Origin of the sequence: Gluconobacter cerevisiae, from assembly GCF_015244675.1 — a bacterium.
GTDB classification, from domain to species: Bacteria; Pseudomonadota; Alphaproteobacteria; order Acetobacterales; family Acetobacteraceae; genus Gluconobacter; species Gluconobacter cerevisiae.
On sequence record NZ_JABCQO010000012.1, the window covers coordinates 1 to 12,789 of the forward strand.

General features: G+C 58.7%; 15 protein-coding genes. 9 read left to right on the plus strand and 6 right to left on the minus strand.

What is annotated here, in order from left to right:
• Positions 1–227 precede the first annotated feature (227 nt).
• Both HKD21_RS12280 and HKD21_RS12285 read right to left on the minus strand, forming a co-directional pair.
• The gene (locus HKD21_RS12280; protein ID WP_322782933.1) at positions 228–506 is read right to left on the minus strand and encodes a type II toxin-antitoxin system RelE/ParE family toxin; all 279 of its coding nucleotides are present in this window, start codon (positions 504–506) and stop codon (positions 228–230) included.
• A 2-nt stretch (positions 507–508) separates the two neighbouring features.
• A complete protein-coding gene (locus HKD21_RS12285; RefSeq protein ID WP_228121443.1) occupies positions 509–688 on the minus strand; it encodes a CopG family transcriptional regulator in 180 nt (59 codons plus the stop codon).
• Between the two features lie 236 nt (positions 689–924).
• Between HKD21_RS12285 and HKD21_RS12290 the strand changes: the two genes are divergently transcribed.
• Together HKD21_RS12290 and HKD21_RS12295 are read left to right on the plus strand one after the other, a co-directional pair.
• Positions 925–1,188, plus strand: coding sequence for a hypothetical protein (locus tag HKD21_RS12290; RefSeq protein WP_194255946.1), 264 nt, complete (start codon positions 925–927; stop codon positions 1,186–1,188).
• 248 nt (positions 1,189–1,436) lie between these two features.
• Complete coding sequence (locus HKD21_RS12295) at positions 1,437–1,958, plus strand: helix-turn-helix domain-containing protein (protein WP_228121445.1); 522 nt, start codon at positions 1,437–1,439, stop codon at positions 1,956–1,958.
• Positions 1,959–2,164: 206 nt separating this feature from the next.
• On the opposite strand, the gene HKD21_RS12300 is transcribed toward HKD21_RS12295, so the two are convergent.
• Entirely contained in the window at positions 2,165–2,608 is a 444-nt protein-coding gene (locus HKD21_RS12300; protein WP_194255947.1) for a hypothetical protein, read from the minus strand.
• Positions 2,609–2,740: 132 nt separating this feature from the next.
• Between HKD21_RS12300 and HKD21_RS12305 the strand changes: the two genes are divergently transcribed.
• Positions 2,741–4,195: a hypothetical protein gene (locus tag HKD21_RS12305; RefSeq protein WP_194255948.1), complete on the plus strand. Its 1,455-nt coding sequence runs from the start codon at positions 2,741–2,743 to the stop codon at positions 4,193–4,195.
• An 85-nt stretch (positions 4,196–4,280) separates the two neighbouring features.
• On the opposite strand, the gene HKD21_RS12310 is transcribed toward HKD21_RS12305, so the two are convergent.
• Together HKD21_RS12310 and HKD21_RS12315 are read right to left on the minus strand one after the other, a co-directional pair.
• The gene (locus tag HKD21_RS12310) at positions 4,281–5,060 is read right to left on the minus strand and encodes a helix-turn-helix domain-containing protein (protein WP_035979553.1); all 780 of its coding nucleotides are present in this window, start codon (positions 5,058–5,060) and stop codon (positions 4,281–4,283) included.
• On the minus strand, positions 5,057–5,641 hold the full coding sequence (locus HKD21_RS12315) for a recombinase family protein (protein ID WP_010516174.1): 585 nt from the start codon (positions 5,639–5,641) through the stop codon (positions 5,057–5,059). The genes HKD21_RS12310 and HKD21_RS12315 overlap by 4 nt, the downstream gene beginning before the upstream one ends.
• Positions 5,642–5,780: 139 nt before the next feature.
• Between HKD21_RS12315 and HKD21_RS12320 the strand changes: the two genes are divergently transcribed.
• From HKD21_RS12320 to HKD21_RS12330, 4 genes are all read left to right on the plus strand, one after another.
• Positions 5,781–8,756 (plus strand): Tn3 family transposase, encoded by a 2,976-nt coding sequence (locus HKD21_RS12320; RefSeq protein WP_029605691.1) that lies wholly within the window; start codon positions 5,781–5,783, stop codon positions 8,754–8,756.
• A gap of 81 nt (positions 8,757–8,837) precedes the next feature.
• The gene (locus tag HKD21_RS14530) at positions 8,838–8,966 is read left to right on the plus strand and encodes a hypothetical protein (RefSeq protein WP_265588988.1); all 129 of its coding nucleotides are present in this window, start codon (positions 8,838–8,840) and stop codon (positions 8,964–8,966) included.
• A gap of 108 nt (positions 8,967–9,074) precedes the next feature.
• Positions 9,075–9,884: a hypothetical protein gene (locus tag HKD21_RS12325; protein ID WP_194255949.1), complete on the plus strand. Its 810-nt coding sequence runs from the start codon at positions 9,075–9,077 to the stop codon at positions 9,882–9,884.
• 22 nt (positions 9,885–9,906) lie between these two features.
• Complete coding sequence (locus tag HKD21_RS12330) at positions 9,907–10,308, plus strand: hypothetical protein (protein WP_062501853.1); 402 nt, start codon at positions 9,907–9,909, stop codon at positions 10,306–10,308.
• 108 nt (positions 10,309–10,416) lie between these two features.
• On the opposite strand, the gene HKD21_RS12335 is transcribed toward HKD21_RS12330, so the two are convergent.
• Entirely contained in the window at positions 10,417–10,695 is a 279-nt protein-coding gene (locus HKD21_RS12335; RefSeq protein ID WP_194255986.1) for a hypothetical protein, read from the minus strand.
• A 126-nt stretch (positions 10,696–10,821) separates the two neighbouring features.
• On the opposite strand from HKD21_RS12335, the gene HKD21_RS12340 reads away from it, so the two are divergent.
• The gene (locus HKD21_RS12340) at positions 10,822–11,037 is read left to right on the plus strand and encodes an antitoxin VbhA family protein (RefSeq protein WP_061489988.1); all 216 of its coding nucleotides are present in this window, start codon (positions 10,822–10,824) and stop codon (positions 11,035–11,037) included.
• A gap of 7 nt (positions 11,038–11,044) precedes the next feature.
• The gene (locus tag HKD21_RS12345) at positions 11,045–12,520 is read left to right on the plus strand and encodes a Fic/DOC family protein (RefSeq protein ID WP_194255950.1); all 1,476 of its coding nucleotides are present in this window, start codon (positions 11,045–11,047) and stop codon (positions 12,518–12,520) included.
• Positions 12,521–12,789: the final 269 nt, after the last annotated feature.

Genomic DNA, 12,789 nt, shown 5'->3' on the forward strand with positions numbered 1-12,789 from the left:
CTTCTGCGGGCCGCAAGACGCTCAATCTGTCGAAACAGGCTCGTGCCGCCTGATCGTTCCTTTATTGTTCATGCCAAACGTTGTTTAGCGTACCATCCACACGATGGCCTCGGTATGTGACAGGTCACGAAAATGGGGCAGCTTCCACACTACCCCAGAGGAACTGCCTCATATTTTAGTAGGCATAACTCAGCACAAGTAAACACAACTCGATACGAGTTAGCGGTCTATCGGTCTTGAGAACTGTGCCAGATGCGCAGGATTTCGACCGTTGAATCTGCGATGCGATAGACGATTACATACGGCCAGCAGGACACCAGTTCTCGCGTGCCAGGGACAAGGCCCGGTCGGCCTCGTTCCGGTAGATATTCGAGACGGTCACAGGCTGCGACTATCTGAATAGCAACACGGCTTGCTGCTGCGGGGTTTTCTTCCCCTATGTGATTTCTAATACTTTGGAGGTCATCGACCGCTGGATCGGTAATATCAACGATGAAATTTTGCACGATTACCCGCGCTGTGGTGCAGGTTTTTCGTGTTCCGTACCCCAAGAGAGGAGCCAGTTACGCACCTCAGAATAGGGACGCTTGCGCCCTTCATCTGCGGCGCGGATTCCGTCTCGAACGGCGTCAGCAAAAGCTGTCGTCTCGGCGTCGTCATGCTGGACAATCGGGTGTGCGCTCATCATGCCGCTCCTGTCGCTCAATCAAGTTCAGACATTGATACTACCGGAAAACGGTAGTTTTAGCCGCTAAAATCTCTTTGCTTCATAAGCAGGCAGGCTAACACGGCAAAAAATTGGTTCAGACCCGGAGCGAGCGCAGCGCGGGAGCGGCGTAGCCCGCCCGTCAGGGCGTCCGGACATAGTTCTCATTTCAATCAGAGGGTGTATTTAAAGATTGAAACAAACCAATAAGGTGGAAAATGGATATCAATATCATTTCAGAAAATGTTCCAACATCATTCGATCTTGTTTGTTCGAAATGCGACTGGTCTGGCGTTGGAACGATAGAAATTCCTAAAAATATAAAAGAAATGTCAGTAGGAGGGAAGATAACATTTGAAAATGCTAAGTGCCCCAAATGCAAAGACGGTGATATTTATGGAGTTAGTGGTAAATATAAAAGAAATGATGTAACAAATCATATGGATAGAATTGGAGACTATGAATCTGCTCCAGAATTATAATTTTTACTCGTAAATTTTCTTGTAAGAGATGAAATTTATTTTGTCGCCCATCCTATAACTCAATGTCTTGCCTTTTCTTCGGAAACGGCGAACATTGTACCTAGAAACGGCGAAAGGCCGGAGCAGCAACTCCGGCCTTTCAGCTTGACCCGCCAGATCGAGTGGACGGGCCAGCTTTCCGAGAGAACGATAACCCAAACTGGGTAGTTCCCTCAAGAGAAGATGGTCAGTCCGAGTGAGGATAGACAATGACCATCGCTTCCAAGACTTCCCATTCCCTGACTAAATGGCAGATCATCCGTCGGTTTCAGGCTGTGCTTCGTCGCTTCCGGTCGGAAGGTAAGCTGACTCTTGGGGAAGCACATGCGCTGGCGGTTCTGCCGGAGTTCATGGGGGACGATGGGGCTATGTTCCCTAGTCACGAAGCAATGGCAGAGAAGTCAGGCGCCAGCCGCCGGACGGTTATCAATGCTCTGAATCGGGCCTATGCGCTCGGCATCGTGAAGCACACGCCCCGCTATCAGTATGATCGCCAGCTTGGGAAGCGGGTGCGGACATCGAACGCATATGAGATCGTTCTGTCGGCACTCCAGCAGGTGGCGCAGGCGGCCCGGCACTTCATGCGGACAGTGCGTGCTCACCTAAGTGCAAGACCTGCACAGGAACGTCCTTCTAGTTCTTTTTTAAGACCTGAAAGGGTCTTTCAGCCCCCCCAAATGACCCATGCGGAGATGGTCGCATGGTGTCTGAAGGAAGCGAAAGCCACCTGACGGCACCTAAGTGCAAGACCTCATTCTGACCTAAGTGCAAGCCAGTCTGACCTGAGTGCAAACGCATGTCCGGACGCCCTGACGGGCGGGCTACGCCGCTCCCGCGCTGCGCTCGCTCCGGCCTTGGAAGGACGGAAAAACCGGGCAAGAGGGGATTTGCTCAAGGGGTATGAAGTGAGGCGGCAGCGAGACCGGCAGAGCCTCACCTAGAAGGCCGCAAGTCCTGACTGGTCGTAGGCTTCTGCTTCATTCCAATCTTCTGAATGCTCTATGGAGTTGGACGTAGCTTCACGAGGACTGTTGAGCGTTCCCGCCCATCGCTCGGCCTCTTTGAGTGGGTCAGCCGGTCGGAGCAGCCGGAACAGGTGGTTCTTTGACCATGCCCATTTTCCGGCTGGGTCGATGCGTTCCAGTGGTGTTGAGACGAACCAGCAGTCAGACGGGCCGAGCACTGGATGAGATCGCGCCCATCCTGCCAGAACCGGGCCGACATTCGGAATCCTGACGATCTGCCAGTGATCGACCGATGGTAGGGACGGGGATGCCACCATCTCCGCCGGTGGGTCGGAGTAGTGGCCGGTTTCCTGTGCTTGTCGGGTCAGATCGTCATAGTCCCGACGCAGTGCACGGGCGCGCTCGATGGGGGTCATGTCGTACCGAATTTCTCGTGGGTAATCGGAAGGGGTCAAGGGGGTTTCCCCTTGCACACGGATTGAAGCGGAGCGGCCCTTTAGGGCCAATCGGTAGTGTGTTACTTCTTGCATAGCAGGAAGGAATGACAGGTGGCAATTTTCGCGGCGGTTCGTGCGGGTGCTCTCAAGTCCATCGGGACGGGTCGAGGCGGAATCCTCTCAACGGAATATCACGCCAAGCGTCTCGATCCGGTCTCCCAGAAACGACACGTTCGGGACAGTGATCCGATAGCGTGGAGCAAGGCGGAAGGCCCCACGGATTACGTGGAAGCGTTCAAGGCGCACAAGCGGGCCACTGGTGCCAGTGAGCGGAAGGGTGCGGATCTCGGGATGGAGTTCAAGGTGGTGGTCAGTCCTGAATGGCTGGCCGAAACCGGAGACCCACATGACGCGGCTAATCCGAGGGTGCAGCAGCTCGTCGATGAAGCGAAGGCATGGGCCGAAAGTTGGGGTGGTGCCGGTGCCGTCTGGGGGCTGCGCTATGACACCGACGAAAAAGGCTCCGGGGTGGTTGATGTGTTCATGTCGCCAGTCCGGGAACAACGGCACAAAAGCGGGAAGTCCAAGCCGGTTATTTCGTGTCGGAAGGCGAAGGAGGAGCTATTGGCCTCTGAACGTGCCCTAGAGCCTGATTTAAAGACCTCTGGGGCTGCTATGCAGTCCAGTTGGGCACGTTGGGCGCGGGAGAGGCTGGATCGCCGTCTAGAGCGCGGAAAACCGAAAATAGAGACGGGTGCCGTTCATCAAAATGCTGACCTGTATGCCCGAATTGCCGAGCAGAAAGAGGCCGATCTTCGGAGGCGGGAAGAGGCTCTGGCAGAGCGGGAAGCGGCCTTTGCGGAACGGGAGCAGAAGGCGCAGGAGGTTCGGGCTGGCTCAAACCAGTTTGCTGCGGCATTCCGGGCCGGTGAGGTTCGCAGGGTTGGCCCGTCACCGAAAGTACCTGACCGGCTGGGGTGGTGGGCAGCCAAAGATATGCCAGAGGCACGACGTGAGGAGTTGCGGGCGGCATGGCGTTTAACTGCCCTGCCTGTGCGGGAGGCCTTGGCAGAGGTGTCCAGTGCTGCGCTGGCGGTTGAGGAGCGAAGCCAAGCGCTAAAGGAGCCGGAAGTAGCGATTGAGAAGGCAAAAGCTGAGGCGATTGCAGCACTTCGAGAGGACTTTGACACTCTCAAGCGGGCATGGGTGCGCAATGAGGCGACCTATAACGTCAGCACGTCAGGGGACTGGCGCTGGTGGTTAGCTGAGGGCCTGACAGTTGCCCGGAAGAACCGGCTGCAAGCCTGCGTTCGGAGTGTCGGGGAAATGGTAGGCTTCATGGCGCAGCAGTTTGAGGAAATGGTTAATGGGGTTCTGCAATACATTTCCCCGTCCGCCCGATCTGAGTTCGAGGCCGAATGGTCAGAGGCTGTTGAGCGTGGCTATGCGCCAGAATGGAACGGTGTAGGAGATGGGCCGGGTGAGGCGTCCGGCGCATCATCCAGCGGCCCCTCGCTCGGTATGAGGCCATCGTGTGGAAAGTACGCTAAACAACGTTTAGCATGAACAGTAGAAGAACGTCTGGGTAGCGTGATCTTGCCTGAGGGCAAGCCGCTGTTTCTTTGTTGAACAACGGCAAGCAGCACGGAAGTTAGCGGATGAAATATCCGCTAACGCGCCAATATGCCTGTTCACGCGAAAGTACGACGGTTTCAACCGCGTTGGGTTTGTTAGCGAAACGCGTCTGGAACTGAATGATCTGATAGTCACCCGCTGGCGCGCCCGGCAGCGTTTTTGTCTGCATCACGCTTTGGAAAGTGCGTGATGACGGGCGTCCCAACGGTTGTCGTACAGACTGGATCGTAGTGGCCCACTGCGCCGGGGTGATCTTTGCCTTGAACAGTGTGCCTGCGGCTTGCCAGCTTGCATCCCACTGCCCTTCATCAAGCAATTCGACCCATTTGCGGGCATCGGCCGATGCCTTTGTTTCGGCAGGACGGGCAATGCTTGTCGAAATATTCTGGGCGGAAACCCGGGCGTCGTCCTGCCCGCTGATGGTCAAAAGCGCTGCGGCCGCAATGATAAGAGACATGATAAGCATTCCTCCGGTAAGCCACGCCAGGCGATGCCCCGACGATCGCGGCGGTGCTGGCTCTTTGGCTCTATCCACCGAAGAAGTTGCTTCGGCACCCCCAATTTCTTTGGGGCCGACATTATTGGGGGTGCCCCCATCCATCTCGGCGAGACGTCGGGCAGCTTCACGGCTGCTCGAAACGCCCAGCTTGCGCCGCGCATCGCGTAGGCGGTCATTTATTGTGTGCACCGACAGACCAAGCGTATTGGCGATGGATTTCGCGTCATGGCCGACCAGAAGCAGACGTAGAGCTTCTTTCTCGCGCGCGCTGAGAACCACTTGATCGTCTGTTGTCATGATACAGCCGATGGTGTCGGCCGCGCGACGCCAAGACGCTTCATCTCGCGATAGACAGTCGATCGCCCGATCCCGAGCTGACGCGCCGCTTCAGTCGGCGACACGCTCGCCGCGATAAGTTTTAGCGCCGCGCTGATCTTGTCGTTGTCGAGCGGCTGCCGCCCCGGCAGCCTGCCCTTTGCTCTCGCCGCTGCAATCCCGTCGCGTGTACGTTCTGAGATCAGTCGCCGCTCAAAATGCGCAATGGCGCCGAAGACGTGGAAGATCAGCTCTCCGGCTGCGGAGGAAGTGTCGATTTTCTCCTCCAGGCTGAGCAACGCTATTCCGCGTGAGCGGAGCATGGTCACCGTTGTCAGCAACTCTCCCAGTGAACGACCGAGGCGGTCGAGCCGCACAACCGCAAGCGTATCGCCCTTGCGTGCGTATTCCAGCAGCTCGTCCAGTCCTGGTCGCTCCATGCTCTTGCCCGACATCACATCGGTGAACACACGGATCGTACCGGCTTCTTCCAATCGCATACGCTGCCCGGCCACATCCTGATCACCGGTACTGACACGCGCGTATCCCAGAATGCCGCCCATGGCACCGTCTCCCAAACGACCGTTCTGTGGACACTGAGTGAATGACCATTCCGGATCGACAATATCCGTCCACATAATGCGTCTCTTTACTCTCCGCTGTCCATAGCCGAGACTGACCTTTTGTGGACGGAATGACAGCGTGACCAGGCTCAAACATCACCTGCTGACAGCCCAGGAACGGGATCAGATGCTCGCCATCCCGACAGACCGGGACAGTCTGGTCCGCCTTTACACTTTCGAGCCATCGGATCTGGATATCATCGGTTCCCGGCGCAGGCGACGCACCCAGATGGGCGTTGCCGTGCAACTGGCGTTACTCAGGCACCCGGGAACAACACTGGCTCAGTTTGTGCAGGACGTCGGATCGACGCCATCCGCGTTGGTCGCCTTCGTGGCAGACCAACTTGAGCTTTCCGGCAGCGACCTCGCCGATTACGCCGCGCGGGAGCAGACGATGACCGATCATGCCCGCGATCTGATGACGATCCTTGGCCTGCGCGCGCCCCAGAGAGTCGATATCCCGTTCATGATCGAGGCTGCGGCAAACGCAGCCTGGGCCACGGACAGCGGCATCGTAATCGTCCGGGCCGTGATGGACGCGCTACGCCATGCCAAAATCGCACTCCCTTCGATTTCAACCATCGAACGCGCCAGCATTGCGGGACGGGCGCGGGCCCGACGGAAGACCGCGCAGGCGTTAACGCAGGGCCTCACAGGCGATCAGGTCACGGCGCTGGATCGGCTTTTCGCCACAACGCCTGAAGGGAGCATCAGCCAACTTGCCTCGCTCAAGACCATACCGGTTGCCGTCAAGCCGGATCACATCAAGCGCATTCTGGAATTGTTGAGACAGGTTCGACAGATCGGGATTGATCCCGTCGTCGCCAAGCGCATTCACATCGACCGCTTTCACCAATACGTCCGGGAAGGCCGGATATCTCCGGCCTCGATGATCGAGCGCTACACGCCATCACGCCGTTACGCCACGCTCGTCGCTTTCCTGATCGATGCCGAGGAACGTCTGACGGACAGCGCCCTGGACATGGCTGACAAGCTGGTCGGCAGCATCTTTACCCGGGCACGGAACACAAAGGCCCGCAGCTTTTCGGCAACGTCGAAGAACGTCGCACGCCTGATGCGCCTGTTTCAGGCGACCATCGATGCCTTGGCCGAGGCGGCCAGCGACGGCAGAGATCCCATGGAAACTCTGGATGCCACGGTCGGATGGGCGACCCTGTTGAAAGCAAGGTCAGAGGTTGGGGCGATCGCCAGGACTGCCGACCTCGATCCTCTGACAGCCGCTGCGGAGCGTTATATTACCCTTCGAAAATTCGCGCCCGATCTGCTGGAAACGCTGGAATTCCAGGCAGGAAGAGGAGGCGCCAAGACCCTGGCTGCGATCACGTTGTTGCGGAACCTCAACAGAGCAGGCAAACGCGATTTACCTGGCGACGCACCGATGCCGTTTCGCAAGGAATGGCAGAAGATCGTTATCGATCAGGATGACAAGCCCAACCGGCGTCTGTGGGAAATCGCGACGCTCGCGCATTTGCGCAACAAGCTGCGTTCCGGTGATGTGTGGATCGAGCGGTCGGCCAATTATCGTCGCTTCGACAGCTACATGCTCAGTACGGAGCAGGCAAAACCGTTCATTGCCGAACTTGACCTTCCCCTGTCGGCGGATGAATGGCTGGATCAGCGCGCTCGCGAATTGGATAAACGCCTGAAGAAGTTTGCGCAAAGCCTGAAACGCGACGCTTTGCAAGGCGTACGATTCCGAGACGGGCACCTCCAGATATCGCCGATACGCGCAACAACGCCTCCCAAGGCGGAAGACCTGGCGCAACAGCTCAACGCCCTGATGCCGCCAATCCGCATCACGGAGCTGCTGCACGAGGTGGCGCAGGCCACCGGTTTTTTGAACGCCTTTACCAACCTGCGCACGGGCGAAGCCTGCCCCCACGAGAACGCGTTGCTTGCTGCCATTCTGGCGGACGCTACCAATCTGGGGCTGTCACGCATGGCTGCCGCGAGTCACGGCGTTACCCGTGATCAGCTCTTCTGGACCCACGACGCTTACGTCCGCGACGAAAATTACCGCAAGGCGCTGGCTATCCTCATCGACTCTCACCATCGTCTGCCATTTTCCCGCATCTGGGGTGAGGGTTCGAGTTCAAGCTCCGATGGACAGTTCTTTCGCGGGGCCAAGCGCGGTGCCTCAGGCGGAGACGTCAATGCCCGCTATGGCGTCGACCATGGGTTCAGCTTTTACACGCATGTGTCTGATCAGCGCGCCCCATACCATGTGAAGGTCATCTCGGCTGCGACACACGAAGCGCCATACGTGCTCGACGGCCTGACCAATCATGGAACGGGGCTTAAAATCACCGAGCATTATACCGACACGGGTGGTGCCACCGACCATGTCTTCGCGCTCTGCGCCCTGTTGGGTTTTCGCTTTTGCCCACGCCTGCGCGACTTTCCGGATAGACGCCTGGCGTCCATCGCACCGGCCAGTTCCTATCCCTCCATCAGCCCGCTGCTTGGCAAAACCATCCGCACCGACATCATTCGGGAACAATGGGAGGACGTGCTGCGGCTTGTCGGATCAATCAAGGCCGGGCATGTCGCGCCCTCCAGGATGTTGCGCAAGCTTGCTGCCTATGAGCGCCAGAATCGGCTCGACGTCGCACTCCAGGAAATCGGCAAGATCGAGCGCACTCTGTTCATGCTCGACTGGCTCGAAACCCCTGATCTGCGGCAGAGATGTCAGGCAGGGCTCAACAACAGCGAGCAGCGGCATGTGCTGACCCAGGCAATCCATACCTTCCGCCAGGGACGGATCATCGACCGCAGCCATGAAGCCCAGCAATACCGGGCGTCGGGCCTCAATCTCGTCATCGCGGCGATCGTCTACTGGAATACAGTCTATCTGCAAACCGCCGTCACACATCTGCGCTCAACATCGGCGGTCGTCCCGGAGGACCTGCTGGCGCATACTTCCCCGGTGGGATGGGAGCACATCGCCTTTTCCGGAGACTTCCTCTGGGACAAAGCCGCAGCTTCTGCGGGCCGCAAGACGCTCAATCTGTCGAAACAGGCTCGTGCCGCCTGATCGTTCCTTTATTGTTCATGCCAAACGTTGTTTAGCGTACCATCCACACGATGGCCTCTCAAAGGCGAAATCGCCGAAAGCATGAAAGCGCAGATCGTGATGGCGGGCACTCGTGTTCGACGGGACGAAATCAGCAAGCGGGCCGGATGGTTCGCCACCATGATCGTGGGCGGAACCGTCTTCGGAATTATCCTCGATCACCTGATTTAGGTGTGTCCAAAACGGACACACCACCTCGGGCCAATAAGCGCTGTTCAGACAATACTCAAAGTCGCAGACTACGGGCGGATACTGACCACCCCAACACAGGAGTGCTCAATGCCGCCGCCCTTCAAACAATCCTTTTTGATTACAGGTCTGGCTTTCTCGGCCGGACTTGGCCTCAGCGGTTCGTGCCAGGCGCAGTCGATTGAAGTGCCGAACGGCCTCCCGGAAGTCCCGCATGTCGTCTATCCGGAAGTCGGCCTGCCGAACTTTACGGTACCGGCCGGGACCGTCCAGCAGATCGGCGGAGACGGCAAGGTCATCCAGACCACTCAGCCGGTCTCGACGGGGTCAGACTCACTGCAAACGCTTTATAGTAAAGCGTGGGGCTATCAGGCCGCCGACAATGCTTCCGCCATCGGTGTAAACCCCGCTGCCTTGGCCGCGACTTGCCAAGTGGAGTCCGGCTGCCAAAATGTCCATACGGCGAATAGTTCAGGAAACACGATCACTGGCGCCTTCCAGATGTCGAATGGCACATATTCCCAAGAGATGAGCAAAGCCCTTGCGGACAATCCGGGGTTAGCCACCAGCATTACGTCTGGAACAGCAGGTCAGCAGGATCCTGCTACGCAAGCCGTTGCAGCCGCACAATATCTAAAGGATGCCGCCCAGTCCCTTCAGGCGGCAGGCGTCACCAATCCTACCGCGCTAGACACACGAAGCTATTATAATTTCGGCCCCTTAGCCGGAAAGCGGATTGCCGTTGCATCAGACGATGCACCGATGAGCGATGTTCTGACCAGTTATTCTTCGGACCAACTCGCGAAAAATGGAATCTCGGCGGGAGAGACGGTGGGCCAATGGAGACAGGCTACCGCAAACAAAATGGGCACCGGGGCGAACGCCTCTGTACTCTCTTAAAAAACAGAGGGATCATATGTTGATGACTAAAGCTTTCACTTTTGTGACCTTCGGTCTGGCACTAGCCAGCCTGTCCTCCGCCCATGCTGCTGGCAAGCACCCTGTCAGAGTTCTGCCAGGTTACACATGCATGGCTATCAACCAAACCGACGAACAGGCGATGGACTTCAACCATCCGGCGATGTTCAAATCAGCACCGTCCGATACAGCCAGCGATGCAGGACTTGCTGACGTCCAAATGGCAATCAAGACCGGGGCCTCACCAGTAAACGGGTATCTCCCCACGCTGCGGATTGATTTTAAGCCTGCATGGGTGAAAGCCACGCTGGTCAAACCTTATGCAGCCGCAGCCGACCCAAAAGCCCGTTGTGTCCCGGCCGTGATGTCTGATGGCACACAGGGATTCATGTATCCCCACAATTAATCCGCCATCATCACGACTGATGACGATCAGGCAGCCTCCGGGCTGCCTTTTTCGTATTCCCTGAGCCTGGACGTGGAGACACCGGAAGCCACCACGTCACGGGCAATGTCACCCGGCTTTGCGGATCTCGGCGAGAATGGGATCGGCCTTTCTCTGCCGGGGACAGGGATGGGCCACATGGGCCGCTTCCAGATCCAGTAACCATAAAGACAGATCAGCCGGAAGAGAGGACGTGCCCTCCAGGCAGCGCCGGAACTGGTTGCGGTGCATGTCGCATTTCTCGGCGGCCTGACGCTCGGACCATCCGATCCGGAACAGGGCAAGAGACAGGCGCGGCCCGGTCAGGCGCTTCGGGCGGCTATCGAGAGGGGAAAGGCTCTTCGTCATAAGAGCATCCTGCCGCCGCGTTCTGCGACTGAACGTAAAAAAACGCGCCTTAAAAACACGCCACCAGATAGGCCGCAAAGCCCGGAAAACCTTGCCATTTCTCGCAAAAACTGCTAATTCCCTCTTATGAGTTCAGCCAAGACCCTTTTCGCTCCGACGCCTTTTTCCGCCCTTTCGGATGAAGAGCGCGCGCGCCGTCAGGATGCGGTCGAATGGACTCTCGCGGCCCAGAGACGGCAGGGCTACACGCATGATCCCCTTATCGAGGCTGCCTGCCAGTCTTTCGTCGCGGGACAGATCGACCTCGCCGAACTGGGGCGGAGACTGAATCCCGCCCTCTGACGCGTCAATGCCTCCTGCCCACGGCTACACCTACCCGAATGTCTCGGATGATCCTGACCAGACGGACGTTCTGCGAAACCGTCTCGGCCTGCGCCGCCATTCCGAGCTTCACCCCGAAGAGTACCGCCGCACCAGTCACAGGATTCTGGAAATCCGGATGGGTCTGGGGCCGTCCGGCCATTTCGATGCCGACCACCTGAAGGCCATCCATCGGCATATCTTCCAGGACGTCTATGAGTGGGCTGGTCACATGCGCCACGAAAGGCCGGTCGTGGACGGGGCACGGGTCGAACCGATCGGCTCCATGCGGAAAGGGTCAACAACCTTCCTGCCCGGCTCCCATATCGACATGGGGCTAAACGAGGCCTTCAAGCCCATCCGCAACCCGGATGTGCTGAAGAACTCCACGCCGGAGCAGTTCGCGGCCGTCGCCGGAAAGGTTCTAAACGAACTCAATTATGTCCACCCGTACAGGGAGGGCAACGGCCGAACGCAGGACGCGTTCATCGCGGAACTCGGCCGTCATTACGGGCATAACGTGGACCTTTCCGTCATCACAAGAGCCCGCATGGTGTCCGCATCCATTGCCGGCACGCAGGATCCGGATCACCCTGCTATGCCGGCCTTGCTGACAGATGCCACCGATCCCACCCGTGCGCGTGCCCTTAAGGAGCTGATGCAGGACATGGGCTCTGGCCCTGCCGCAAGGCCGCTGGATGACCTCGTCATCCGCACGGCCGCGCCTGGGGAAACGGTCTCGGGGATCTTCAAGGCACGGACCAGCCTCTCCGGTGCGTTCGAAACGCCTGACGGGATCGTGGCGGTGCCTGTCGCGGATCTTCGAAACGCCGTCCGACAGGATGGCGGATACACTGTCACCGTGCAGTCCGATTTTTTGACGGCCTCTGCTGCTCCAACGCTTCGGCCCGTGCCGCGTCCGGTCATCCCGGCTGTCTTCGGGCCTGCGGAAGAGAAGCGCGAAAGCGCGCTCCTGGCGCAGGCCAAAGAAGAAGGCCGCAAGGCCGCCGCATCTCTTCATGCGTTCTGGTCGGCCCCGCCGTCCCTCGTCTGCCGCGACATCGAGGCCGCGATCCGCCAGGAGGGCGGCGATGCAGCACAGGCCTTCAACGGCATGAAGGCCGGGGGCCGTCATGCGGCGCTCGGGAAAGAGATCGAAAAGGAACTGCGCCATAATCCCACCTTCGCGCACGAGCTGGGCAAGGTGCAGAAGGACATGGCAGCCTATGGCGACAGTCGGGAAAAGGCCTTTGCGTTTGGGGCCGCTCACGGTCGGGAAACAGAAATCCTGACAGACCTGGCCGGGACGGATCGGGAAATAGCCCGCCATGCCAGCCGGACTCCCACCTCTGAACCGGGCCGCGCCCTGATTCAGACCCTGACCGGCCAGCCCGCCCTAAACGCCACGGTAGACCCGACAGGCCGCCCGTCTCTTTCGTCTGCCCGAACACCCGGCCCCGGCTGATCGCCCCCTGTTTTCCTAGACCCATCCTGCCCGTGCGGCGAGCACATTGACGGCGACGAGAGTGGAACGACGGTGGCGTTTTCCTGAGCCCATCCTGCCACCGGCCAAGACGGGCGACGGGACAGGCCGTCAAGCCCGGAGCGTCCTGAGCAAGGGAGGCAGGCTTGCGGCTGATGCGGGGTCGCGTGCGGCCCTGCAGCAGACGCGGGCCTGACACCTGCCGCCGAGGGTCGCGCAGTGGCTTTACGGACTGGCACGGCGACTGTCAG